The organism is Planomicrobium sp. CPCC 101110 (assembly GCF_007859395.1).
GTDB lineage: Bacteria > Bacillota > Bacilli > Bacillales_A > Planococcaceae > Planococcus.
In genome coordinates, this window is record NZ_VOHD01000006.1 from 652780 (window position 1) to 674598 (window position 21819).

General features: G+C 47.5%; 22 protein-coding genes and 2 other annotated features. Of the genes, 2 read left to right on the forward strand and 20 right to left on the reverse strand.

All coding sequences use genetic code 11. From position 1 onward, the window contains the following. Positions 1–152: 152 nt before the first annotated feature. Genes FQV30_RS11150 through zapA form a run of 5 tightly spaced genes read right to left on the reverse strand, consistent with a single transcriptional unit; the run spans position 153 to position 5529 of the window. A complete protein-coding gene (locus tag FQV30_RS11150; RefSeq protein WP_146500224.1) occupies positions 153–566 on the reverse strand; it encodes a DUF350 domain-containing protein in 414 nt (137 codons plus the stop codon). Positions 567–589: 23 nt separating this feature from the next. Beyond that, positions 590–2950 (reverse strand): endonuclease MutS2, encoded by a 2361-nt coding sequence (locus tag FQV30_RS11155; protein ID WP_146500225.1) that lies wholly within the window; start codon positions 2948–2950, stop codon positions 590–592. Between the two features lie 12 nt (positions 2951–2962). Beyond that, complete coding sequence (gene polX / locus FQV30_RS11160) at positions 2963–4666, reverse strand: DNA polymerase/3'-5' exonuclease PolX (RefSeq protein ID WP_146500226.1); 1704 nt, start codon at positions 4664–4666, stop codon at positions 2963–2965. A gap of 60 nt (positions 4667–4726) precedes the next feature. Continuing rightward, complete coding sequence (locus tag FQV30_RS11165) at positions 4727–5263, reverse strand: CvpA family protein (protein WP_146500227.1); 537 nt, start codon at positions 5261–5263, stop codon at positions 4727–4729. Positions 5264–5268: 5 nt separating this feature from the next. Continuing rightward, entirely contained in the window at positions 5269–5529 is a 261-nt protein-coding gene (gene zapA / locus FQV30_RS11170) for a cell division protein ZapA (RefSeq protein ID WP_146494444.1), read from the reverse strand. An 83-nt stretch (positions 5530–5612) separates the two neighbouring features. On the opposite strand from zapA, the gene rnhC reads away from it, so the two are divergent. Next, complete coding sequence (gene rnhC, locus FQV30_RS11175; RefSeq protein WP_146500228.1) at positions 5613–6545, forward strand: ribonuclease HIII; 933 nt, start codon at positions 5613–5615, stop codon at positions 6543–6545. 552 nt (positions 6546–7097) lie between these two features. Here rnhC and pheT read toward each other — a convergent pair. The 8 genes from pheT to FQV30_RS11215 all read right to left on the reverse strand — a co-directional run bounded on the left by pheT (position 7098) and on the right by FQV30_RS11215 (position 14731). Continuing rightward, positions 7098–9497 (reverse strand): phenylalanine--tRNA ligase subunit beta, encoded by a 2400-nt coding sequence (gene pheT, locus FQV30_RS11180; RefSeq protein ID WP_146500229.1) that lies wholly within the window; start codon positions 9495–9497, stop codon positions 7098–7100. 13 nt (positions 9498–9510) lie between these two features. Next, the gene (gene pheS / locus FQV30_RS11185; protein ID WP_146500230.1) at positions 9511–10548 is read right to left on the reverse strand and encodes a phenylalanine--tRNA ligase subunit alpha; all 1038 of its coding nucleotides are present in this window, start codon (positions 10546–10548) and stop codon (positions 9511–9513) included. Between the two features lie 39 nt (positions 10549–10587). Further along, positions 10588–10815, reverse strand: a binding site (T-box leader). An 88-nt stretch (positions 10816–10903) separates the two neighbouring features. Continuing rightward, positions 10904–11671, reverse strand: a complete 768-nt coding sequence (locus tag FQV30_RS11190; protein WP_146500231.1) for a TrmH family RNA methyltransferase — start codon at positions 11669–11671, stop codon at positions 10904–10906. A 47-nt stretch (positions 11672–11718) separates the two neighbouring features. Then, entirely contained in the window at positions 11719–12168 is a 450-nt protein-coding gene (locus FQV30_RS11195) for a small multi-drug export protein (RefSeq protein WP_146500232.1), read from the reverse strand. After that, positions 12165–12665 carry a hypothetical protein gene (locus FQV30_RS11200; protein ID WP_146500233.1) on the reverse strand — a complete coding sequence of 167 codons (501 nt, stop codon included), beginning with the start codon at positions 12663–12665 and terminating at the stop codon, positions 12165–12167. The genes FQV30_RS11195 and FQV30_RS11200 overlap by 4 nt, the downstream gene beginning before the upstream one ends. Continuing rightward, positions 12655–12870, reverse strand: coding sequence for a helix-turn-helix transcriptional regulator (locus FQV30_RS11205; RefSeq protein WP_146500234.1), 216 nt, complete (start codon positions 12868–12870; stop codon positions 12655–12657). The genes FQV30_RS11200 and FQV30_RS11205 overlap by 11 nt, the downstream gene beginning before the upstream one ends. 207 nt (positions 12871–13077) lie before the next feature. After that, a complete protein-coding gene (locus FQV30_RS11210) occupies positions 13078–14166 on the reverse strand; it encodes a M42 family metallopeptidase (protein ID WP_146500235.1) in 1089 nt (362 codons plus the stop codon). A 79-nt stretch (positions 14167–14245) separates the two neighbouring features. Next, a complete protein-coding gene (locus tag FQV30_RS11215) occupies positions 14246–14731 on the reverse strand; it encodes a dUTP diphosphatase (protein WP_146500236.1) in 486 nt (161 codons plus the stop codon). Positions 14732–14813: 82 nt separating this feature from the next. On the opposite strand from FQV30_RS11215, the gene FQV30_RS11220 reads away from it, so the two are divergent. After that, positions 14814–15200, forward strand: a complete 387-nt coding sequence (locus FQV30_RS11220) for a sigma-w pathway protein ysdB (protein WP_146500237.1) — start codon at positions 14814–14816, stop codon at positions 15198–15200. 36 nt (positions 15201–15236) lie between these two features. Here the strand turns inward: FQV30_RS11220 and FQV30_RS11225 are convergent, their stop codons facing one another. The 7 genes from FQV30_RS11225 to FQV30_RS11255 form a co-directional block, all read right to left on the reverse strand. Beyond that, a complete protein-coding gene (locus tag FQV30_RS11225; protein WP_146500238.1) occupies positions 15237–15518 on the reverse strand; it encodes a DUF1294 domain-containing protein in 282 nt (93 codons plus the stop codon). A 65-nt stretch (positions 15519–15583) separates the two neighbouring features. Then, positions 15584–15943, reverse strand: a complete 360-nt coding sequence (rplT, locus tag FQV30_RS11230; protein ID WP_106533893.1) for a 50S ribosomal protein L20 — start codon at positions 15941–15943, stop codon at positions 15584–15586. Between the two features lie 114 nt (positions 15944–16057). Beyond that, positions 16058–16258: a 50S ribosomal protein L35 gene (gene rpmI / locus FQV30_RS11235; RefSeq protein ID WP_033541514.1), complete on the reverse strand. Its 201-nt coding sequence runs from the start codon at positions 16256–16258 to the stop codon at positions 16058–16060. A gap of 29 nt (positions 16259–16287) precedes the next feature. Then, positions 16288–16806 carry a translation initiation factor IF-3 gene (gene infC, locus FQV30_RS11240; RefSeq protein ID WP_219905823.1) on the reverse strand — a complete coding sequence of 173 codons (519 nt, stop codon included), beginning with the start codon at positions 16804–16806 and terminating at the stop codon, positions 16288–16290. 73 nt (positions 16807–16879) lie between these two features. After that, positions 16880–17018: a sequence feature (ribosomal protein L20 leader region), on the reverse strand. Between the two features lie 58 nt (positions 17019–17076). Next, positions 17077–19005 (reverse strand): threonine--tRNA ligase, encoded by a 1929-nt coding sequence (gene thrS / locus FQV30_RS11245; RefSeq protein ID WP_146500239.1) that lies wholly within the window; start codon positions 19003–19005, stop codon positions 17077–17079. 505 nt (positions 19006–19510) lie between these two features. Continuing rightward, on the reverse strand, positions 19511–20446 hold the full coding sequence (gene dnaI / locus FQV30_RS11250) for a primosomal protein DnaI (RefSeq protein ID WP_146500240.1): 936 nt from the start codon (positions 20444–20446) through the stop codon (positions 19511–19513). Continuing rightward, positions 20447–21811: a replication initiation and membrane attachment family protein gene (locus tag FQV30_RS11255; RefSeq protein ID WP_146500241.1), complete on the reverse strand. Its 1365-nt coding sequence runs from the start codon at positions 21809–21811 to the stop codon at positions 20447–20449. It abuts the gene before it with no gap. Positions 21812–21819: the final 8 nt, after the last annotated feature.

Here is a 21819-nt window from a genome sequence, read left to right on the forward strand (position 1 = left end):
TTACAATCTATTTTTGGACGAAACAAAAGCAGGCAGCCAGTTTCCGCCCGGCTGCCTGCTTTTTATAGAAAGAGAAATACTAAACCCACTAGTATGAATATGACACAACAAACAAATAATATCTTGATCAAGTTTTCCATTTGGCCCAACTCCTAAGAAATACTGGCACCGACGACATATGATAATCCGACGGAAATTGTCATTGATATGAACCCGACGGAACGGTTGTCACGTTCAATTTCATCGTCCACATTGAATTTCGGGGTCAGAAATTCAAATAGGACGTATGCAAAAATGAGCAGCGCAAAACCATATAGACCCCAGCCGATCATTTCGAGCAATGTATTATGCTGATCGATGGAAAAGCGGAAAATATTCGTAACGCCGAAAATTTTCCCCCCTGTCGCCATTGCGACCGCAACATTGCCTTTTTTGATTTCTTCCCAATTTTTGTACTTTGTTATAATTTCAAAAATCACCATTGAAACAATCAAACATAAGACGACTACGCTGAAATAGCCGGCTGTTTCAACGAGCGGGTGGGTCCAAAATCCAGTTTCCGACATGTTCTATTCTCCCTTTTCAAAAATCACTTTAGTTCAGCAACCGTAACGCCAGAACCGCCTTCTCCCGCTTCGCCGAAACGATAGCTTTTCACGCGCGGATGTTTTTTCAGATACTGCTGCACCCCTTGGCGAAGCGCTCCTGTGCCTTTGCCATGGATGATCGATACTTGGTGGTAATTTGATAGTAAAGCATCATCAATATATTTTTCAACACGCGCAAGTGCATCTTCGTAGCGCTCCCCTCGCAAATCAAGCTCTAACTTAATGTGGGAATCGCGGTTTTTAAGCGTCGCCATAGCGCGGGTTTCTTTTTGTTTTTCAGGTTTTGTATAGGACAAATCAGATTCCGGCAGTTTCATCTTCAAAATGCCGATTTGGACCGTCCATTCGTTAGCGGATACTTTTTCGATCAGCGTCCCTTTCTGGCCGTATGAAATGATTTTCACTTCATCATTCGGTTGGAGGGCGCGTGTTTGGTTGGCTTTCGCAGCTTTTTTCAAGACCCGGTTTTCAGGCATGGCCGCTTCCAGCCGCTTTTTAGCGTCGATCAGCTGATGCTCTTTAACGACCGAAGCTTGTTCCATTTGCATTTTGCGCAAATCAGACATCACAGCTTCCGCTTCCCGTGTCGCCTGCTCTACAATTTTGCGCGCTTTTTCTTTCGCTTTTTCCTCCAGGCGCTCTTTTTGGTTTTCATATTGCTTCAGCTGGTCTTCCAGCTCTTTCTTCAATCGTTCCGACTCTTGGAGCACTTCACTTGAACGCTCCGCATCCCTTTCGGATTCCCTGCGGCTCTTTTCAAGAGAAGCGATCATCGAATCGACTTCTCGCCGATCAGTGCCGGTAAAGCTTTTCGCATGGTTTATAATGTGTTCCGGCAAACCGAGCCGTTTGGAAATTTCAAAGGCATTGCTTCGTCCCGGAACCCCGATCAAAAGGCGATAGGTCGGGCTAAGCGTTTCCACATTAAATTCGACGCTGGCATTGGCGACACCCGGCCGATTAAAGCCGTAAGCTTTTAATTCCGGATAATGTGTCGTGGCAATGACGCGAGCACCGCGTCCATGTACTTCATCCAAAAGTGAAATAGCTAGCGCCGCCCCTTCTTGCGGGTCGGTCCCGGCGCCCAATTCATCAAAGATGACCAGTGAATTTTCATCGAACTTCGTCAAAATATCAACGATGTTGACCATATGGGAAGAGAATGTACTCAAGCTTTGCTCGATTGACTGTTCATCGCCGATATCCGCAAACACTTGATCAAACACTGCCAGCTCCGAACCGTCCAGTGCCGGCACCGGCAAGCCGGCTTGAGCCATCAGCGTACAAAGGCCGACAGTTTTAAGCGTGACCGTCTTCCCTCCTGTATTCGGGCCTGTGATGACAATCGCTGTAATGTCGCCGCCAAATTCAATATCATTCGCCACCACTTCATCGATTGGAATAAGCGGATGGCGGGCTTTGCGCAAGTTGATATAGCCTTCTGCATTTATTGCGGGCTTCGAGCATTTATTGGCCGCACCGTATTTCGCCTTTGCCAGGATCAAATCAATTTCGCCGAGCACTCCGACCAGTGTAAACAATTCATGCGCAACTTCCTGCACTTGCGCAGACAAGACTTGCAGAATTCGGTCGATTTCCTCTTTTTCCTTCACTTTCAGCCGGCGCACTTCATTGTTCGCTTGAACCACTGCGTCCGGTTCGATGAATAATGTCTGGCCTGAAGACGATGAATCGTGCACAATGCCCCCGTAATGGCTGCGGTATTCCTGTTTGACCGGAATCACGTAGCGGTCGTTACGGATTGTCACGATGGAATCAGACAGCATTTTTGACGCATTTTTTCCGCGGATCAAACTTTCCAGGCGTTCCCGAACACGGCTTTCCTGGGAACGCAGCTGCTGGCGGATGGTCCGAAGCGCAGCACTCGCGCTATCCAGTACACCGCCGTTGTCGTCGATGCACATGTTGATATCGTGTTCAAGCGACGTCAATATCGGCATCGACTCTTTTTTTTCAAGGAAATGGGGAATATCAATTCCGCCTTCTTCTTGGATAGTTTCAAAAAACTGGCGTAGGATCCGGCTGGCGCGGATGGTCGATGAAACTTCCATCAATTCAACCGGGCTCAGCATACCGCCGATCTGGGCACGCTTGGCGTGCATGCGGATATCGAATATTCCGCCCATCGGTACGTTGTTTTTGACGCGCAGCACATTTGCAGCTTCATCCATTTGATCCAGCAAAATCTGGACTTCGTTGATGTCTGTTGAGGGCACCAGTCCATCAACATGTGATTTTCCGAGTGAAGAAGTACAGTAACGCGCCACTTCTTCCCGGATTTTATAATATTCAAGTGTCCTTAACGCACGTTCTGCAATCAAAGGAGACACCTCCTATTTTTTCAGGTATTCTTGCAACTTCTCGAGCGGCCATGTATTGACCACATGGTCCTTTTTCAACCATGCTTTTTGTGCATGCTTGACGCCTGTTCCCATGACTTCCAGCTGGTCAATTGCGTGGGCATCGGTATTGATCGCCACCGGCACACCTTTTTCCTGTGCCATTTCCAAATGCTCCACGGCCAAATCCAAGCGGTACGGGCTGGCGTTCAGTTCTACGATTTTACCATATTCCTTCGCCCAGTCCAGCAATTGTTCCATGTCCGGGTCATATCCGCTCCGCTGTCCGACTATACGTCCTGTCGGATGCGCAATCATGTCCACATGGGGATTTTTCATAGCCGTTAAAATCCGGGCCATGATTTGTTCCTGCGGCTGCTGGAAGCTTGAATGGATGCTTGCAATGACAAAATCGAGCTGCTCCAACACTTCATCATCAAAATCAAGCGAGCCGTCCGGTAAAATATCCATTTCAGTCCCGGACATCACTTCAATGCCTTCGTATTTTCTGTTCAATTCGCGGATTTCAGCGTTTTGTTTCAACAGGCGTTCCGGCGTCAAGCCGTTGGCCACTTTCAAATAATGCGAATGGTCGGTGATGACCATATAGCTATAGCCCCGATCCCGGCAAGCTTCCACCATTTCTGTCAGGGAGTGGGCACCGTCCGACCAGGTCGTATGCATATGCAGGTCGCCTTTGATGTCCGGCAGGTCGACAAGCAGAGGCAATTCCCCCAAGCGGTCGATTTCCCGCCCGTCTTCCCGGACTGTCGGCGGAATGAATGGCAAGTCGAAATGCGCATAAAACTCGGTTTCGTTTTCGAAAGTCTTGACCGTTCCATCGCTTTGTTCCACACCGTATTCGCTGATTTTCTTGTTTTGTGATTTTGCGAGCTGGCGCATTTTGACATTATGGTCTTTCGAACCTGTAAAATGGTGGAGCGCCGTCGCGAACTCTTCCAGCGCGACCAAACGGAAATCAACGTCGATTTTCTCCTGGAATTCTACTGTGACGGACACTTTCGTATCGCCTGCCGCTATCGTTTCTTCCACCGGAAGCGCTGCCAGCAGCTGTTCTCTCACACCGACCGGATCTGTTGTCGCAATGATAAAATCGAGGTCTTTGCTGGTCTCTTTTGTACGCCGGTAACTGCCGGCGACCGAGAACTTCGCTACCGCTTCGATTTTTGACAGCACATCTTCGATGAACCCTACAGCTTCTTCTGTCCGCCAAATCGGATGGCGGCCCGGTTTGGAATCAAAATCCGCCAATTCCTTCAAGATTTTTTCTTCCGACTTCGGCCCGAAGCCCGGCAATTTTTGGATGTCGTGCGCAAGGCACGCCTGCATCAACGCTTCCGCGGAATCGATGCCCAGTTCTTTATAGAGTTTGGCAATCTTCTTGCCGCCCATGCCCTGAATTTTCATCAGCGGCAGCAGCCCTTTCGGCACTTCGTTTTGCAGTTCTTCCAAGACAGTGGATTTCCCGTCAGCCATCAATTCCAAGATGACGTCACCCGTCCCTTTTCCGATGCCCTTGAGCTTTGTGACGTCCTTGATTTCATCCAGGCTGCGCTGGTCAAGTTCGAGCGCTTGTGCGGCTTTCCGGAATGCCGAAACTTTGAACGGGTTTTCCCCTTTCAACTCCATATATAATGCGATTTTCTCAAGCGTTCTGATGATAATTTTTTTATTCATGCAGAATCCTCCAGTTTCAGACTTGAAAAAAACTTCCCTCGGTAAGAGAGAAGTTCCTACTTACATATAAATATACCACCATTCTTTTACTTTCTCGGAGAAAAAGGGTGTATGCTCCAGCATCGTTTGGGCAATCCCGGAATTCTCCAATTGAGTTTGGATTGCATCCATCGGAAGCAATGCCAACACGTATATGAAAATAAACAACAGTATGTACACTTCGATCAAGCCAAGTACGGCTCCAAGGATTTTGCTGGCAAAACCGAGCAGCGGCAAATACTTCAGGAAATCGAACATCGAAGCCAGCACTTGCAGCGCGAATTTCACCGCAAAGAAAATCAATGCAAAAGCGAACAGCTGGTAGAACGTCTGGTCCAGATCGAGTTGCTCGACCGCAATGGTAAAACGCGATCCTTCGCTGATGGCCGGGTATGGCACCCATAGCACAAAATATTCGGCGAGTGGTTTATAATAAAGGTACGCAACTATGAGCGCTATGATAAATCCGACCATGTGGATCAGCTGTACCACTAGGCCCCTTTTAGCCCCGACAATAAGGCCGCCAAGCAATAAAATCAATAACAGTATATCAAGCATGTTCGTCAACCCTTCAGTTTTCGGAGTTCAAATTCCAATTGTTCTACTTGTTCTTTTAGTTTAAGATAGTCATTCACGGCATTAACCGCCGTCAAAACAGCAAGCTTCGAACTGTCAAGAGATGGATTCATCGCATGGAATTCACGCATTTTCTCATCAACCATCGACGCAACCAGGCGCATATGCCCGGAAGTTTCGCTGCCTACCATTTTATAAGTATGGCCGTATATTTCAACTGAAGTGCGAATTTTCTGCTGATCCGACAATGCTCCATCCCCCTTTAGAATTCTATACATAATCATAACATGAACACAAGCTGCTTGTGAATCATAAGAGAGGAGACTTACCCATGTCAAATGTCGTTCTAAAATTACCAGAGGAAAGTCTGCTCCGGGTAATCGCCTACTACAAGAACCAGCAAGCGGCTGCCAAAGCCCAGTACGTCCGCTTTACAGCAAAACTGCCTGATGCGGTTGTGACTGTCTATACCTCCGGAAAAGTGATGTTCCAGGGAGCCGGAGCTGAACGTGAGGCAGGCAAATGGGGAGAGGCTGATGGAGAAGCCGCAAAAGCGGCTTCCACTAAAGGCGATGTTTTGCCTGATGGCTTTGCGGACCGCTCTGTCCTCGGTTCCGATGAAACCGGCACCGGAGACTTCTTCGGCCCCATAACCGTCGCCGCCTGCTTCGTCCCTTCGGATAAAATCGCCCTCGCCCATGAACTTGGCGTAAAGGATTCCAAATTACTGACCGATGATCATATGCGAAAAATCGCACCGGATTTGAAAGAAGCGTTTGTCCACCACGTCCTTACGCTGAAAAACGAAAAATACAATGAAGTCCAGGCCAGAGGCTGGTCGCAAGGGAAAATCAAAGCGCTGCTGCATAACCAGGCATTGAAGCTTGTGCTGCAGAAAATGGCACCGGAGAAGCCAGACGCCATTCTCATCGACCAGTTTGCAGAACGCGGTGTCTACTACAACCACATCAAAAACGATAAAGAAATCATCCGGGAAAACGTCCTGTTCTCCACTAAAGCGGAAGGGTTGCACGTTTCTGTCGCCTGCGCTTCAATCATTGCGCGTGTCGCCTTCTTGGAGGAAATGGACCGCATGAGCCAAGAAGTCGGCGTCACGCTTCCAAAAGGAGCGGGCAAAGGGGTTGATGAAACGGCTGCGAAGATTTTGCTGAAAAAAGGGCCTGATTATTTAAAGTCGCTGACGAAGTTTCATTTTGCGAATACGAAGAAAGCACAGGTGCTCGCGGCGAAGCGCCGATCTTAACCTCTCAGGTTTTAAAACTGCTCCTAAGATCTTCAAGCTTTTTTGGAAGGTTCATAACAACTCCTTCTTAAATAGAGCCGATAATTCCGTTCAATACTTTGAACTAACGGCATTACAATTACAAAAACGGAACTCAAGGGTTCCGTTTTTCCATTCTGCTATTTCAATCAACCTAATTATAGGTGATATTTGTCTCATCCATCAGGCCCCATAACGGGCTTCCAGTAGAGCTGTCATAATCAGGCCCTATGGCTTCATTGACTTTGCAGGAAGCATAGTTGTTGCCAATAATTCTACCAGAGTCATACTTTTCTCATTCCGAAACTTTCCTTTCATTTATCTTCCTCCTATCAACTTGTAAACTACAATAAGTATCTATAAATTATATTTAACTAAGCAGAAATACTTGATAACATTTTTCCATAAGATCAGTTATTAAATTAGCCCTTTTTGCTAATTAAACTGCAATCGATATTTTCTTACTGTATCCAAGCACAAAAAAGAGCGAAATCAAAAGATTCCGCTCTGCCTCAAACTAAAATGCCTATTTTATTAACTCCGCAGCTCTGCGCCGACTTCCATCAATGCACGCAATACTTTTTCATGTACAGCTGTCACTTCTTCATCCGTCAAGGTTTTTTCCGGATCGAAATAAGTCAGCGAGAACGCCACCGATTTCTTGCCGGCTTCCATTTTATCGCCTTCATACAAGTCGAAGACGCGGACGTCTTTCAGCAATTTGCCGCCGGCGTTGCGGATCACGTTCACTACGGTGCCCGCTTCCACAATTTTTGACAGGACGAGCGCGATATCGCGCGATATGGATGGATAACGCGGCACCGGCGTGTAGACAAGTGGTTCTGAATTTTTATGGAGCAGTTCGGCCAAATTCAGTTCCATCACGATGGTTGTCTTCAAATCACGCACTTTCTGTTCGGTCGGATGAAGCTGGCCAAGAATACCAATTCGTTTGCCATCATTCATGATGAACGCGGTTCTTCCTGGATGAAGGCCATCCATCTGGCCCCGTTCAAATGCCAGTTCCACACCTAATTTTTCGGACAAACTTTCCACAATGCCTTTCAGCACAAAAAAGTCGGCTTCTTTGCGTTCACCTTGCCAGCTGTTATCAAGCCACAGGCCAGTCATGGCTATCGCCAAGTGTTCTTCTTCGTTCAGCAATTCATCTTCCGTTTTCAAGAAGACAGATCCTGTCTCGTATAGCGCTACGGAATCGCTTCTTCTTGCCGTGTTATATGACACTGACTCCAACAGATGCGGAAGGAGGCTTTGGCGCAACGTGCTGCGTTCTTCGCTCATCGGCATTAAAAGCTTTGTCGTTTCCGTCTCTGTCAATGCGAATTGCTGGGCAGACTTTTCCGATGTCAGCGAGTATGTGGTCGCTTGAAGCAAGCCGGCACCTTCTAATAATGAACGGACAACCCGGCGTTTTTCTTGGTACGGCGTCAAACCGCCTGGTTTTGTTTCCATTTCAGGAAGCGTCGCCGGAATTTCATCATAGCCATAAAGGCGGGCAATTTCTTCCACAACATCTTCTTCGATTTGAATATCCTGGCGGCGCGTCGGAACGGAAATGACCAGTTGGCCATTTGCCGCTTCTGTCTTGAATTTCAGACGGTTCAAAATGTCCAGCATATCCTCAAAGCGGATTTTCATCCCTAAGCGCTGATTGATGAAATCAGGTGATACTGAAACCACTTTTTCCGCGCGGTCAAGGGCGTCAAACACGACAGACCCTGCCAGCACTTCTCCATCAGCCAGTTCAGCAAGCAATGCAGCTGCCCGTTCTGCAGCCGGAATCACCCGGTTTGGATCCACGCCTTTTTCGTAGCGGGAACTTGCGTCGCTGCGAAGGCCATGGTCTTTCGATGTTTGGCGGATCGAACCTGAATCGAAATAAGCCGATTCAATGACAACCGTTGTCGTCGAGCCGCTCACTTCCGAATTGGCGCCTCCCATAACTCCAGCAAGCGCAACCGGTTTTTCGCCGTTTGTTATGACAAGGTTATGCGCAGACAGGGTGCGCTCTGCATCGTCAAGCGTTGTAATCTTTTCACCTTCTTTAGCATGGCGAACGGTAATGTTGCCTGTGCCAAGCAAATCATAGTCAAATGCATGAAGCGGCTGGCCATATTCCATCAAAATGTAATTTGTTACGTCGACAACGTTATTGTGGGGACGGACGCCGGCAGCCATCAGACGTTGCTGCAGCCACATCGGAGATTCCTGCACTTTAATGTTGCGGACGACTTTAGCGACATATAACGGATTCACTTCCGGGTCATCCACACGAACAGTCAACAAGGAATCCGCTTTTTCAGCCGCTTCCGAGTACGTGATTTCCGGCAGCAAAACTTCCTCGTCCAAAATAGCTCCGACTTCGTATGCTACGCCGAGCATGCTCATAGCATCAGCGCGGTTCGGTGTTAATCCAAGTTCCAGGACCGTATCATCCAGATCAAAATTTGTTACAACATCTGTACCGATTTCCGCTTCTTCCGGCAAGACGTATATTCCTTCGGCATAAGCTTTCGGCACAAGTTTTCCTTCAATGCCAAGTTCCTGGAGCGAGCAGATCATGCCGTTCGACTCTTGGCCGCGCAGTTTCGCTTTTTTGATCTTGATGCCGCCCGGCAGTTTTGCTCCTGGACGGGCTACAATGACTTTTTGGCCAGCAGCGATATTCGGTGCACCGCAAATGATTTGCGTTGTCTCTTCGCCGACATTCACTTGGCAAATTGACAGTTTATCGGCTTCCGGATGTTTTTCGCAGGCTTCCACATAACCGACAACCACATTTGTCATGCCGAAAGAACGGTCGATGACTGCATCGACTTCGATTCCGGAACGCGTAATTTTTTCAGCCAGCTCTTGTGCCGGCAATTCTTGCAGATTCACATAGTCTTTTAACCATTTTAACGATACGAGCATTCTAATTTCCTCCTTAAACTTCAGTGCGTTGGAATTGGGATAAAAAGCGGACGTCGTTTGTATAGAAATGCCGAATGTCTTCCACACCGTATTTCAGCATCGCAATGCGTTCAGGTCCCATGCCGAAAGCGAAGCCCGTTAGGCGTTTGGAGTCGTATCCTGCCATTTCCAGTACGTTCGGGTGGACCATGCCAGCTCCCAAAATTTCAATCCAGCCGGTTTTCTTGCAGACGTTGCATCCAGTCCCGCCGCACTTGAAGCAAGAAATGTCCATTTCAACAGATGGTTCCGTGAATGGGAAGAAACTTGGGCGGAGGCGGATTTCACGGTCTTCGCCGAACATTTTCTTCGCGAATACCGAAAGTGTGCCTTTCAGGTCGCTCATGCGGATATCTTCCCCAATAACCAGTCCTTCAATTTGCGTAAATTGATGGGAATGCGTCGCATCGTCATTATCACGGCGGTATACTTTCCCCGGACAGATGATTTTGATCGGCTCTCCGCCTTTTGCTTCCATTGTACGCGCCTGTACAGGAGAGGTATGCGTGCGCAGCAGAATATCTTCTGTTATATAGAAGGAATCCTGCATATCGCGCGCCGGATGTCCTTTCGGCAAGTTCAGCGCTTCGAAGTTGTAATAATCCTTCTCCACTTCCGGGCCTTCTGCAATTTCATAGCCCATCGAGATGAACAAATCTTCGATTTCTTCCACCACACGCGTCAGCGGATGCGGATTCCCTGTTTTTACGGGACGCCCCGGCAAAGTGATATCGATTGTTTCACTTTGCAATTTTTCATTGATTGCCGCTTCTTCCAGAATCACCATGCGTTCTTCAAGCGAAGCTGTTACATCTTCCCGTACGACGTTAACAAGCGCACCCATTTTCGGACGTTCTTCAGCAGGCAATTTCCCCATGCCTTTCAACAAGTCCGTAATCGGCCCTTTTTTCCCAAGATAGGCGACCCGTACATCGTTCAGTTCTTTGACATTAGCCGCTGATGCGATTTTCTCCAGCGCTTCGGTTTTCAATCCTTGCAATTGCTCTTCCATTGTTTCTCCTCCTTTGAACGTAAAAAAGCCCCGTCCCTAAAAAGGGACGAGGCATTATTCGCGGTACCACCCTAGTTATTGCGCATTCGCAATCACTCATTTACATAACGGCTCTTCACCGGCCCAACTTTACAGCATTTTTGCTGGTCCCGTTGGGCAGCTCGCGGGGTGAACTTCCGAAACGTTTGCATATCCGCACTTTCAGTCAAGGTGCAGATTTCCTGGGATGCAAGGGCGCCACGTACTTTTCCCGGTCGTTGCTTTTGTTTTTATCAAGACGCCGGCGCTGCTTGCCCGCCTTTGCCTTTCTTTATTTACACTTTAAGTATACGAAAAATTTCCAGCGAATTCAACATCAGCTTTTGGAAACAAGCCCGTAAAGCAGAATCCCTGTGGCCACTGCAACATTCAGCGATTCTGCAGGGCCGTATAATGGCACGACTAAATTTTGGTCCGTTTCCTTCAATAATAGCGGATCAACGCCGCTGCCTTCATTGCCGACTATCAAAGCAAATTGGTTCCGGCTTTCCACTTCATGTACGGGAGTTGCATTAAGCAGAGCTGTACCAAAAATCGGAATGCCGCGTTCTTTCAATTGGGCAACCCATTCCGGCAGTTCCCCTTTGACTACAGGAATCTGGAAATGGGATCCCTGTGCTGAACGGACTGTTTTCGGATTGAACGGGTCGGCACTGCCTTTCCCAAGAATCACCGCATCGATTCCGCTTGCAGCGGCAGTGCGGATCATCGTCCCGATATTTCCGGGATCCTGCACTGCATCTACCAGCAGCAATGTGTTCCAAGTTTGCTGTTCATCTGCGGAAAATTCCGGCTGGGCACAATGGGCGAAAATCCCTTGGGAATGCTCGGTTTCTGAAATTTCTTTTGAAACTGCTGCCGTCACCGAATATTGGGGAACATTTTCCACATCCCACTCAGCTGGCACTTCAACTCCTTCACGGACGATCAACGACTTAACCAAGTCTTTCTTTTTTAATGCCTCTTCGGTCAAATGAAAACCTTCCACAAGAAACTCCGCAAATTTATCGCGTTCCTTCCGGGTAGTCCCTAATTTCTTCCAGTGTTTGACGAGCGAGTTCTGCACCGATTCAATTCTCTTCATATTATGGTTCACGCCTTTATTTCAGAATAGCTCCAGTATAGCATAGGTCATGTCGCTCTCGTGAAAAAGTCGAAGCCTAATGCTGTCAGGATGCCAAGTGCCAATGTCCATAAACCGATACTGATGGTCAGCCAAATGGTTGTATTCTTTTTCGTAGCGCCGAGTGTCATTCCGATGAACGCAGCAATATGCGTGCCAATCAAAAGCGGTCCGAGAAGTGCAAGCCCCGGCAACCCGTATTTGTTCCAAATCCGTTTTGCGCGGTCGCTTTTTTTGTTGACGGTCTTTCCTTTCGCTTCTTGGCGCTTCGTATACCAGTTTCTAAATTTGTCAAAACCGACGATTAGCGCAAGCACCGTCAACATGTTTCCGACAAATGCCAAAAGCATCACCCAAAATGGCGACAAACCCCAGACGATACCGAGCGGAATCACCAACGCGATTTCGAACCACGGAATAGCCGCCCCAAGAAATATTAGAAAATATTCGTAGATCATTCTGTTTCCTCCTTAAAGTGTTTGCGTATTTCTCGGTAATAAATCCAGTACTGCCCAAGAGCGATGAAAAGGATTCCCCAAATGATAAGGAGTTTGGAGATAGAAAAAAGCATAGCGAAAGCTGCAAGCGCCGGCAATCCCCAGGTGATGAACGTGTAGACTTTTTGGGACGCTTTACGCGTTATGTACGTCATGCCTTCATCCTGCTCCAAATATTCCGGCGGCCGTATAGAAAAAGGTGAAATTTTTTGGCCTGGCTTTTCACGATTATGCTTTCGAAGCTGCAAAAAGAAAATCAGCAGCATGACCAGATAAAGCATTATCGAACCCAACGTAAAAAATCCTTTTTCCCCGCTCACGCTGACCATAACGCTTTGCTCAAGCTCTGTACCGGTAATTTCCACGACAGGCGAGCTTATACCGTAAGCAAAAAGGCCAAGTACTACAATAAATCCCATCATCCATAACGGATACTGCAAACGAAAATCATTTTTCATCTTCCCCGTCCCCCTCCAGCCAGAATAATTCGTCGACACTGGTCTCCAGTGCACGAGCCAACTTCAGCGCCAACGTAATTGAAGGCGAAAACTCCCCTTTCTCAATGAACGCAATTGTCTGCCGCGTCACATTCACCCGTTTCCCCAAGTCGCTTTGCGTAAAGCCATATCGCGCCCGCAGCTCTTTTACTCGGTTTCGGAGCATAGGCATTGCTCCTTTCTTTTTCATTTGTTTGGTTTATATAACATAATGTACATTAAACTTAACATTATGTCTAGCAGACTTAACAAAATTTAACTGATAACTCTTGTGTTTTTATTTTAGGATTCTTTTATAAAGGAATTTCTTCCCCGCTTCTACTCTTCCCTTAAAAAATAAAAACCCCCGCTAAATAGCGGGGGTTACCTCGGTTTATTCGAATGTAATGCGCGCCACTGTGTCTTTGTCGAGTTTTTTGATCACTTCGATAATCAGCTTCACAGCGTTCTCATAATCGTCGCGATGCAGAATCCCTGCATGCGAATGGATATAGCGGGTTGCCACACCGATTGCAAGAGAAGGTACACCGTTGGCCGTCAAGTGGATGGAACCTGCGTCCGTTCCGCCGCCAGCAATTGTTTCAAATTGATACGGAATGCCGTTTTCTTCCGCCGTGTCGACCACAAGTTCACGCAAACCGCGATGGGAAACCATTGAAGCGTCAAACAGCAGGATTTGCGGGCCGTCACCCATTTTGCTGTTGGATTCTTGTGCCGTTACTCCAGGAGTGTCACCTGCAACACCTACATCAACCGCAAAGCCGATATCCGGCTGGATAAGAGCCGCTGCTGTTTTCGCGCCGCGCAAACCGACTTCTTCCTGGACCGCGCCGACGCCATACACGACGTTCGGATGTTCCTGGCCTTGCAGCCCTTTCAATACGTCGATTGCAATTGCGCAGCCGATTCGGTTGTCCCAGGCTTTTGCAAGAAGCAGCTTGTCGTTGTTCATGACATTGAATTCGAAATAAGGCGTCACCATGTCCCCCGGTGTAATTCCCCATTCTTTCGCTTCTTCGCGTGATGATGCACCGATATCGATGAACATATCCTTGATATCCACCGGTTTGTTGCGCGCTTCGGGAGATAAGATATGCGGCGGTTTGGAGCCGATCACACCAATCACTTCTTTTCCGCTGCGTGTCGTGATGGTGACGCGCTGTGCAAGCATGACCTGCGACCACCAGCCGCCGACTGTCTGGAATTTCAAGAAGCCTTTATCGTCGATCTGGGAAATCATAAAGCCGATTTCATCCAAGTGGCCAGCTACCATGATCTTCGGTCCGCCTGCTTGTCCTTCTTTTCGTGCGATCAAACTGCCAAGGCCATCCGTCTCTACAGAATCGGCAAATGGCTCTATGTATTTTTTCATTACTTCGCGTGGCTGGCGCTCATTAGCGGCAATGCCATTCGCATCTGTCAATTCTTTCAGCATGATTAGCGTTTCATCCAAATTCGACATTAGTTCGACCTCCTAAATAGTTTATACTTGTCCATTATAAATGAAACCTTTCCCATTATCAAAAAATTCCCTCTACCGGTCAGTAGCCATTGTTCTGGCGCTCGTAATTGGTTTGGTTTTTTTGAACATACGCTTCCAGCACTTCTTCATAGCTGAATTCCATGGCGAGGGCGATGGCCCCGTACCAGCTCCAGACATTTCTATAGTTTGCAAGAATAGGTTCTGCTATGAATTTTTGGACCGCTCCGAAGGTTCCCAGAAACAGTTCTGTCAAATCGCTTTCATCCACCGGTCCTGGCCATTCCTGAAGGTCTTCGAATTCTTTTTCGATACCCAGCGACAATAGGAAATGAATCGAATCGACATATTCTTCTAAGATGACGGACCGCTCCGACATGCCTTTTGCGCTCCAAAATTTGAAGCAGCGCGTTTCATTTGCGAGTTCTGCAAGCTCCACCAATAATGCCAAGCCTTTTTTGCGGAAGACGTCTTCACTAACGCCACGATTATCCTGGATAAAACGGTCCAGGTCTTTCTGCATTTGGAATAATTTTTGCAGTTTCATGAAACCCCTCCTTATTTTTGAAACCATTTTCGCTTCCGTTCGTATTATACAGTAGATTCAAGAGCTATAGGAGGTAAATCGCATGGCGTTTCTCATCCGCATCCTTGTACTGGCACTCATCATTTATCTGATTTACCGATTCGTCCGGCATATATCCAATCCCAAGCGAAAACTCGATGCGGCGGTAAAAGCCAGAGCTTATTATCTGTCTGATGATCCAAAAAATCCACGGATGAACTTTTTTTTAGCTTACAACGGGGTCCTGTTTGAAGGAGAAAAGTATACGGGAACAGAGGAGAAAGCTTTTAAGGTGGTCTCCATTTTCGTATGGACGCATGAACTTAAGAAGTTGATGGAGTTCACCGAAAAAGATTTCCGTTTTTTAGAAAATGAAATCAAAAGAAATTATCCAGATGCGGCAATCAGCTGGAAAAATCCGATTGAGCAGCTGATGAAAAAAGGAGGATGATTTCTCATCCTCCTTTTCCCTTTTACAGCTGCATCTCTATCTATCCAGTCTGAATGTTTGATAGCTCCATATGATCAATGCCACATCGATAGCCGCAAGCAGCAAAAAGCCGACGCGGAAATTGGTGTGTTTTGTTTTATGGCGAAACAGCATCATGCCGAGATATGCGCCTATACCGCCGCCAAAAATAGCGGCTGTCCATAAGTTCTTTTCCGGGATGCGCTGTCCGCGTTTGCGTGCCTGCGCTTTGTCGATCCGCATCATGAAGAAGGCGAGAAGCGATAACGCAGTAAAATAGCCTACTATAATCAAGAACATTCTTAACTCCCCATTCATAAAGAAAAAGGCTGACGGAAATTCGTCAGCCTTTTGTTTTTCTACTATTATTTAGCTACTGCTTGTTTAGCAGCGTTTGCCAAAGCTGTGAATGCAGCAGCATCCGATACAGCGATTTCAGCTAGCATTTTGCGGTTGATGTCGATGCCCGCAACTTTCAATCCGTGCATTAAGCGGCTGTATGAAATATCGTTCAAACGAGCAGCTGCGTTGATACGAGTGATCCACAATCTGCGGAAGTCACGTTTCTTGTTGCGACGGTCACGGTAAGCATAGTTACCTGATTTCATCACCTGTTGGTTTGCTACTTTGAAAAGGATGTGCTTTGCACCATAATATCCTTTTGCTAATTTTATAACTTTTTTACGACGCTGGCGCGTCACTGTTCCGCCTTTTACGCGTGGCATATCTCATTACCTCCTGCTTGAATATAAAGAATTCGATTTTTGTTTTTTGTTTAAACTCCAGTGCCCAAATTCTCGCGGTCATTAGACGAACCTGCATGGGCGCTTTCGCTTTTCTTACTTCATGTTGTAGATCAAAGATTTGATGCGTTTCAAGTCGCCTGCAGAAACAAGTTTCCCTTTGCGAAGGTGACGCTTTTGTTTTGTAGATTTGTTTGCGAATAAGTGGCTTGTGTGTGAACGGTTGCGTTTTACTTTACCAGTTCCAGTTTTCTTGAAACGTTTCATCGCACCGCGGTGGCTTTTCATTTTCGGCATTTGGAATTCCTCCTAAACAAATTGTTCTGTTATTCTTTTTCGTTCTTTGGCGCTAGCATCAAGAACATGCTGCGGCCATCCATTTTAGGGCGCTGTTCAACTGTCGCTACTTCCGCGCACGCTTCTGCAAAGCGTTCGAGGACGCGCTGACCAATTTCTTTGTGCGTGATCGCACGGCCTTTAAAACGAATTGAAGCTTTTACTTTGTCGCCTTTTTCAAGGAACTTGATAGCATTGCGAAGCTTCGTATCAAAATCATGAGCGTCGATCGTCGGGCTCAAACGAACCTCTTTCAATACGATGACTTTCTGATTTTTACGAATTTCGCGATCTTTCTTCTGCTGCTCAAACTTAAACTTGCCATGGTCCATGATACGTGCGACCGGCGGCTTAGCTTGAGGAGCCACAAGAACAAGATCCAAGTTGACACGAGACGCAATTTCAAGTGCTTCGTTACGCGTTTTAATTCCGAGCTGTTCACCGTTTTGATCAATAACCCGTAGTTCACGTGCACGAATACCTTCGTTTACATTAATGTCTTTGCTAATATTAATCCACCTCCGGATAGTGTCGCGAATATCTTAAATGCTTAACCGACGAATGTTGCCGGTTTACAGGTCCGATCCAAAACAAAAGCGGGTGGACCACAGAGGTCCACCCGCAAAGTATGACAGCACGCAAAAAGCGTGTGAAAGTCAATCGTGTATACCTGCCAACAATTCGTCAATCAGGTGAGAAGCGGGTGCTCCTGCTTAGCACATATAAGTATTCAATAACCTTACTTATAATAGCACCCCTGATTGACGGTGTCAACCATCTTATCGAAGTTCGCTTTGAACCATTTTCAAGAAGTCATCAAACGGCATGCTTTCAGATTTCTGTTCACCGTATTTACGGACATTGACTGAGCCGTTCTCCACTTCCTGATCACCGATAACAAGCATGTAAGGAATTTTTTGCATCTGTGCTTCACGGATCTTATAGCCAAGCTTCTCATCGCGTTCATCGATATCGACCCGAAGTTTATGGTCCTGCATTTTCTCCTGCAAACCTTTGGCGTATTCGCTATGTGCATCAAGCGACACTGGAATCACTTCAATTTGCACCGGCGCCAACCAAGTTGGGAAAGCTCCTTTGTATTCTTCTATCAGGAAAGCGACAAAACGCTCCATTGTGGAAACCACCCCGCGGTGGATAACGACCGGGCGGTGCTGCTTGCCGTCTTCCCCGATATATGAAAGGTCAAAGCGTTCCGGAAGCAGGAAATCAAGCTGGACAGTCGACAGAGTCTCTTCCTTCCCAAGCGCGGTTTTCACTTGAACGTCCAATTTCGGGCCATAGAATGCAGCTTCGCCCTCGACCTCTACATAAGGCAGATCCAGATCGTCCATCGCTTCTTTCAGCATCGACTGCGCGCGTTCCCACATCGCATCGTCATTAAAGTATTTCTCCGTGTCTTCCGGGTCGCGGTAGGACAAGCGGAACGAGTAGTCTTTGATATCGAAATCTTTGTAGACATCAATCACTAGATTCACCACGCGCTTGAACTCGTCTTTGATTTGGTCCGGACGGACAAAGATGTGGGCGTCGTTCAAAGTCATGCCGCGAACGCGCTGGAGCCCGGATAGCGCGCCAGACATTTCATAGCGGTGCATCAGCCCAAGTTCCGCGATGCGGACCGGCAGCTGGCGGTACGAATGGATGCCTTGCTTGAAGATCATCATATGATGCGGACAGTTCATCGGACGAAGCACTAATTCTTCGTTGTCCATCTGCATGACCGGGAACATATCTTCCTGATAATGGTCCCAATGTCCGCTAGTTTTGTACAAGTCTACGCTGCCCATTACAGGAGTATAAACATGGTCATAGCCAAGGCGTTCTTCCTTGTCGACAATATAGCGCTCGATGATGCGGCGGATTGTCGCGCCTTTTGGCAGCCACATCGGCAAGCCTTGGCCGACTTTTTGGGAGTTCATGAACAAGTTCAATTCTTTTCCGATTTTGCGGTGGTCACGCTCTTTCGCTTCTTCCAAGAAAGCAAGGTGCGCTTTCAAGTCTTCTTTTTTGAAAAAGGCAGTTCCGTAGATGCGCTGCAGCATTTTATTGTCGCTGTCGCCTCTCCAATACGCTCCCGCCACGCTCAGCAGCTTGAATTCCTTCAGCTTGCCAGTTGACGGTACATGGATGCCGCGGCAAAGGTCAAAAAATTCACCTTGCTCATAAATCGAGACTTGCTCATCTTCAGGAATGGCTTCCAGCAGTTCCAACTTATATGGATCTTCGATTGCAGCAAACCGTTCTTGCGCTTCAGAACGCGAAACATCAAGGCGCACGATTTCCAGATTTTCGTTGATGATTTTCTTCATTTCTTTTTCAATTACCGGCAAATCTTCAGCTGTGATTGACTGCTCGCTGTCAATGTCATAATAAAAGCCGTTTTCAATTACAGGGCCGACACCCAGTTTGGCATCCGGATACAGGCGCTTAACTGCTTGAGCCAATAAATGCGCAGTTGAATGGCGTAGAATTTCCAGTGCTTCTTCAGATTCCGGAGTAATTAACGCGATTTTCCCATTTTCAGCGATCGGCGCTTTCAAGTCGACCAATTTCTCGCCCACTTTGCCCGCTAACGCTTTTTTCCGAAGGCCCGGGCTGATTGATTGAGCGACGTCTTCTGCAGTTGTCCCGCGCCCAAACTCTTTTACAGCTCCATCCGGGAATTTTAATTGAATCATGTCTGACATAGCAATCTCTCCTTTTTCTTTGTTTAGCTTCGCGCCTAGTTCCTGAACTGCAAGAACCTCCAAGGCGCCTCAGCTATAATATGCCTGCAGAAAATGGAACCTCCGTTTTCCTTTGAAAACGCAAAAAAGCCTCATCCCAAAGGGACGAAGCTCTGTTCGTGGTTCCACCCTTCTTCTATTCCAAACGGAAAAATCCAATTGAAACGAAGCTCTGCATCGGCTAACGGGCCGGTACCGTCAACTGCTACTAAAAAAGTTCACAGTCGCTGCTCGAAGGTGGTATGCGTCTTGCCGTCGCTTAAGAAGCTTGCAGCCGGGGCTTCTCTCTCTGAAAGTCGTACAAATCCGCCATTGTCCTTGTCATAGCATTTCAAATTTCGATTGTTATTACTATACTGCGAACAGAAAAAAAACGCAACCGTCTTCCTGCAAAAAATAGAATTGCATACTCTATCATCGCTGGGTGTTCGAAGGTTCCGTTTTCTTCCGCTTCCGTTTTTCTTAATTAGTTTCTTCTGTTGCGTCCGTCCATTTTGACAGGGGTAGTCAGCGCACGGATCCGTTCCATGACGCGCGCCGCTTTCAAATCTTCTTTTTCGCCGCGCTGCGAGTACGTTAGATGATGCTGCAGCTCCGAATAACTGAAATTCGACGTCATGAACGTCGGCAAACGTTCCGCCATCCGGTAATGCAGGATCGTCCCCAGTACTTCGTCACGCGTCCAGCTGGACATAGCTTCTGCGCCGATATCATCGAGCATGAGCACATCCGCTTTTTTTACGTAATCGATTTTCTCCTGCAAAGTCTGGTCGCCAATTGCCTGCTTCATTTCCCGCATGAATTCCGGAACGAAGACCAATACCGACTTGACACGCATTTCCGCGAGTTCATTTGCGACAGCACTCAACAGATAAGATTTCCCGATGCCGAACTTCCCGTAAAGGAACAGCCCTTTTTCCGGCAGGTGGTCCGGCCCGGTGGCTTCATCCAAGAACGCGCCGACCGCCCGGAATGCTTCCATCCGGCTGTCGTCAAGTTCAAATCCTGAAAGGGTTGCATGCATCACTTCTTTCGGCATGAACATGCTGTGGATCATTGAAGAGGCCTGGCGCTTATTCTCGTGATTGGTTTTGGACGGGCATTTCACATAGTCGATGCCGATGGTGCCGCGTTCAAGCACAAGATGCGGCTCGAACCCTTTCAAATGGTTGACGCACTCGCCAAGGCTCGGGCATTTGTTGCAGCCATGCGACTGGTCGATAAATTCATACAGTTTATGCATGCCTCTGTCGACTATGCCTTTATCGATTTGATCTGAATGTTCTTCTAAGAATTGCTGAACGCCTGGATGTTCAAGCACTTCCCTGCGCATTTCATTGTAGCGTTCTGAAAAAGCCGGGGCATTCACCACACGTTTCATCGTTTCACGGATCGGCTCCATTTACTCACCTTTACCTTTCTTCATCGCCAGTTTTGCGAGAAGTTTTTGTTTTTCCTTTTCAAGATTGTCATTTGCGGGCCGTGGATCAGCAGCAGGCCCTTCATCTTTCTGGTAAAACCATTCCGGAAGTTTTTCTTCCCGAACCGGCTTTCTATTCGATGAAACAGAAGATTTGGCAGACGACACCGGAGAGCCTTCAGCTTTCCATTTCATGTATTCGGCATGCTCAATCCGCGCCAGTTCCATCGCTTCTTTTGCCGTCGTAACTTTTTTCCGGAGCCAATGTGAAGCGATTTTCTCCACATACGCCTTGGTCAGCTTCATATCGGTCCGCAGCAAGACATACTGCAGCAGCACATTGACGACGGGCGGCTCCATTCCATGCTGCATTACCAGCTGATTGGCCAGCTGGACATCAGCCGGAAGCGGTTCTTTGCCGTTTGCAATGTCCCGCAGCACTTCGACGGGTGATGCCGACTCCAAGTAAACCAGCAATTCCTCCTGCTTCGTCTTAGGGGCCTCGGCCGCTTTCGGCTCCGTTTTATGTACTTGGACAAGCTTTGGCGCTGTAGTGGCTACGGTCAACTTATAGTATTCCGATGCGGCCCGCTTCATACTTTCGGCTGTCAATTTATAATCGTCGTCAATTGCCAGAAGTACAACCTTCTGCATTTCCAAAGGTCCCCAGCTGTACAAAAATGCCAGTTTCGAGATTGTATCTTTTATAGAAGCCGTCAGCACCCGTTTGGGAACCAATTGCTCCGATAGCCCTTGCCGAAGCAAATCAAAATCAAAATCTGCATCCGCATCGAATCCTGTCCGTTTGCGTTCGTGCAGCTGAGGCTCTCCCGATGGATAGCCTGCCTTTGCATGGACCGGCTGATAAATATCAGTAAATGTGCGTGATACTTCTTCATATCCCGCCATTTCTTCAGCATGGACGACAAAACGCTCCCGCGCCCGGCGATAAGCCGCTTCACCAATTTTGCTGAACAAAAACATCGACAGGAGTGGATCGGCAAAAAAAGTTTTCGGATCAAGCGGCGGACACAATTCATAAACAAAAGAACGGTTTCCCCCATCTTTGCGGAAAGTCTTCAATAACCCGATAGCTTCAAGCTGAATCCTCGCTTCAAAGATTTTGGCGATCGGCAGCCCCAACAAGTTCATCAGCGTGTAATGGGTCGCTTCTTCTTTCATTGCTTCGCCTTCCGCCCATAGCGTCAAGTAGAACGCGATGGCTTCTGCGCCGATCATCGGCTGATACAAAATCGTCAACAATTGCCGGTCATAATTCGAAAAAGGATAAGGCAGCCGAATCTTATACGAATCCGCAGGCTGTAGCTCTTTATAAAGTGCTGTCATAAGTCACC

Coding starts and splice junctions, on each gene's coding strand:
- FQV30_RS11150 (WP_146500224.1), bottom strand. CDS start 566: ATGTCGGAAACTGGATTTTGGACCCACCCGCTCGTTGAAACAGCCGGC.
- polX (WP_146500226.1), bottom strand. CDS start 4,666: ATGAATAAAAAAATTATCATCAGAACGCTTGAGAAAATCGCATTATAT.
- FQV30_RS11165 (WP_146500227.1), bottom strand. CDS start 5,263: ATGCTTGATATACTGTTATTGATTTTATTGCTTGGCGGCCTTATTGTC.
- rnhC (WP_146500228.1), top strand. CDS start 5,613: ATGTCAAATGTCGTTCTAAAATTACCAGAGGAAAGTCTGCTCCGGGTA.
- pheT (WP_146500229.1), bottom strand. CDS start 9,497: ATGCTCGTATCGTTAAAATGGTTAAAAGACTATGTGAATCTGCAAGAA.
- pheS (WP_146500230.1), bottom strand. CDS start 10,548: ATGGAAGAGCAATTGCAAGGATTGAAAACCGAAGCGCTGGAGAAAATC.
- FQV30_RS11190 (WP_146500231.1), bottom strand. CDS start 11,671: ATGAAGAGAATTGAATCGGTGCAGAACTCGCTCGTCAAACACTGGAAG.
- FQV30_RS11195 (WP_146500232.1), bottom strand. CDS start 12,168: ATGATCTACGAATATTTTCTAATATTTCTTGGGGCGGCTATTCCGTGG.
- FQV30_RS11200 (WP_146500233.1), bottom strand. CDS start 12,665: ATGAAAAATGATTTTCGTTTGCAGTATCCGTTATGGATGATGGGATTT.
- FQV30_RS11205 (WP_146500234.1), bottom strand. CDS start 12,870: ATGCTCCGAAACCGAGTAAAAGAGCTGCGGGCGCGATATGGCTTTACG.
- FQV30_RS11210 (WP_146500235.1), bottom strand. CDS start 14,166: ATGTCGAATTTGGATGAAACGCTAATCATGCTGAAAGAATTGACAGAT.
- FQV30_RS11215 (WP_146500236.1), bottom strand. CDS start 14,731: ATGAAACTGCAAAAATTATTCCAAATGCAGAAAGACCTGGACCGTTTT.
- FQV30_RS11220 (WP_146500237.1), top strand. CDS start 14,814: ATGGCGTTTCTCATCCGCATCCTTGTACTGGCACTCATCATTTATCTG.
- FQV30_RS11225 (WP_146500238.1), bottom strand. CDS start 15,518: ATGTTCTTGATTATAGTAGGCTATTTTACTGCGTTATCGCTTCTCGCC.
- rplT (WP_106533893.1), bottom strand. CDS start 15,943: ATGCCACGCGTAAAAGGCGGAACAGTGACGCGCCAGCGTCGTAAAAAA.
- rpmI (WP_033541514.1), bottom strand. CDS start 16,258: ATGCCGAAAATGAAAAGCCACCGCGGTGCGATGAAACGTTTCAAGAAA.
- thrS (WP_146500239.1), bottom strand. CDS start 19,005: ATGTCAGACATGATTCAATTAAAATTCCCGGATGGAGCTGTAAAAGAG.
- dnaI (WP_146500240.1), bottom strand. CDS start 20,446: ATGGAGCCGATCCGTGAAACGATGAAACGTGTGGTGAATGCCCCGGCT.
- FQV30_RS11255 (WP_146500241.1), bottom strand. CDS start 21,811: ATGACAGCACTTTATAAAGAGCTACAGCCTGCGGATTCGTATAAGATT.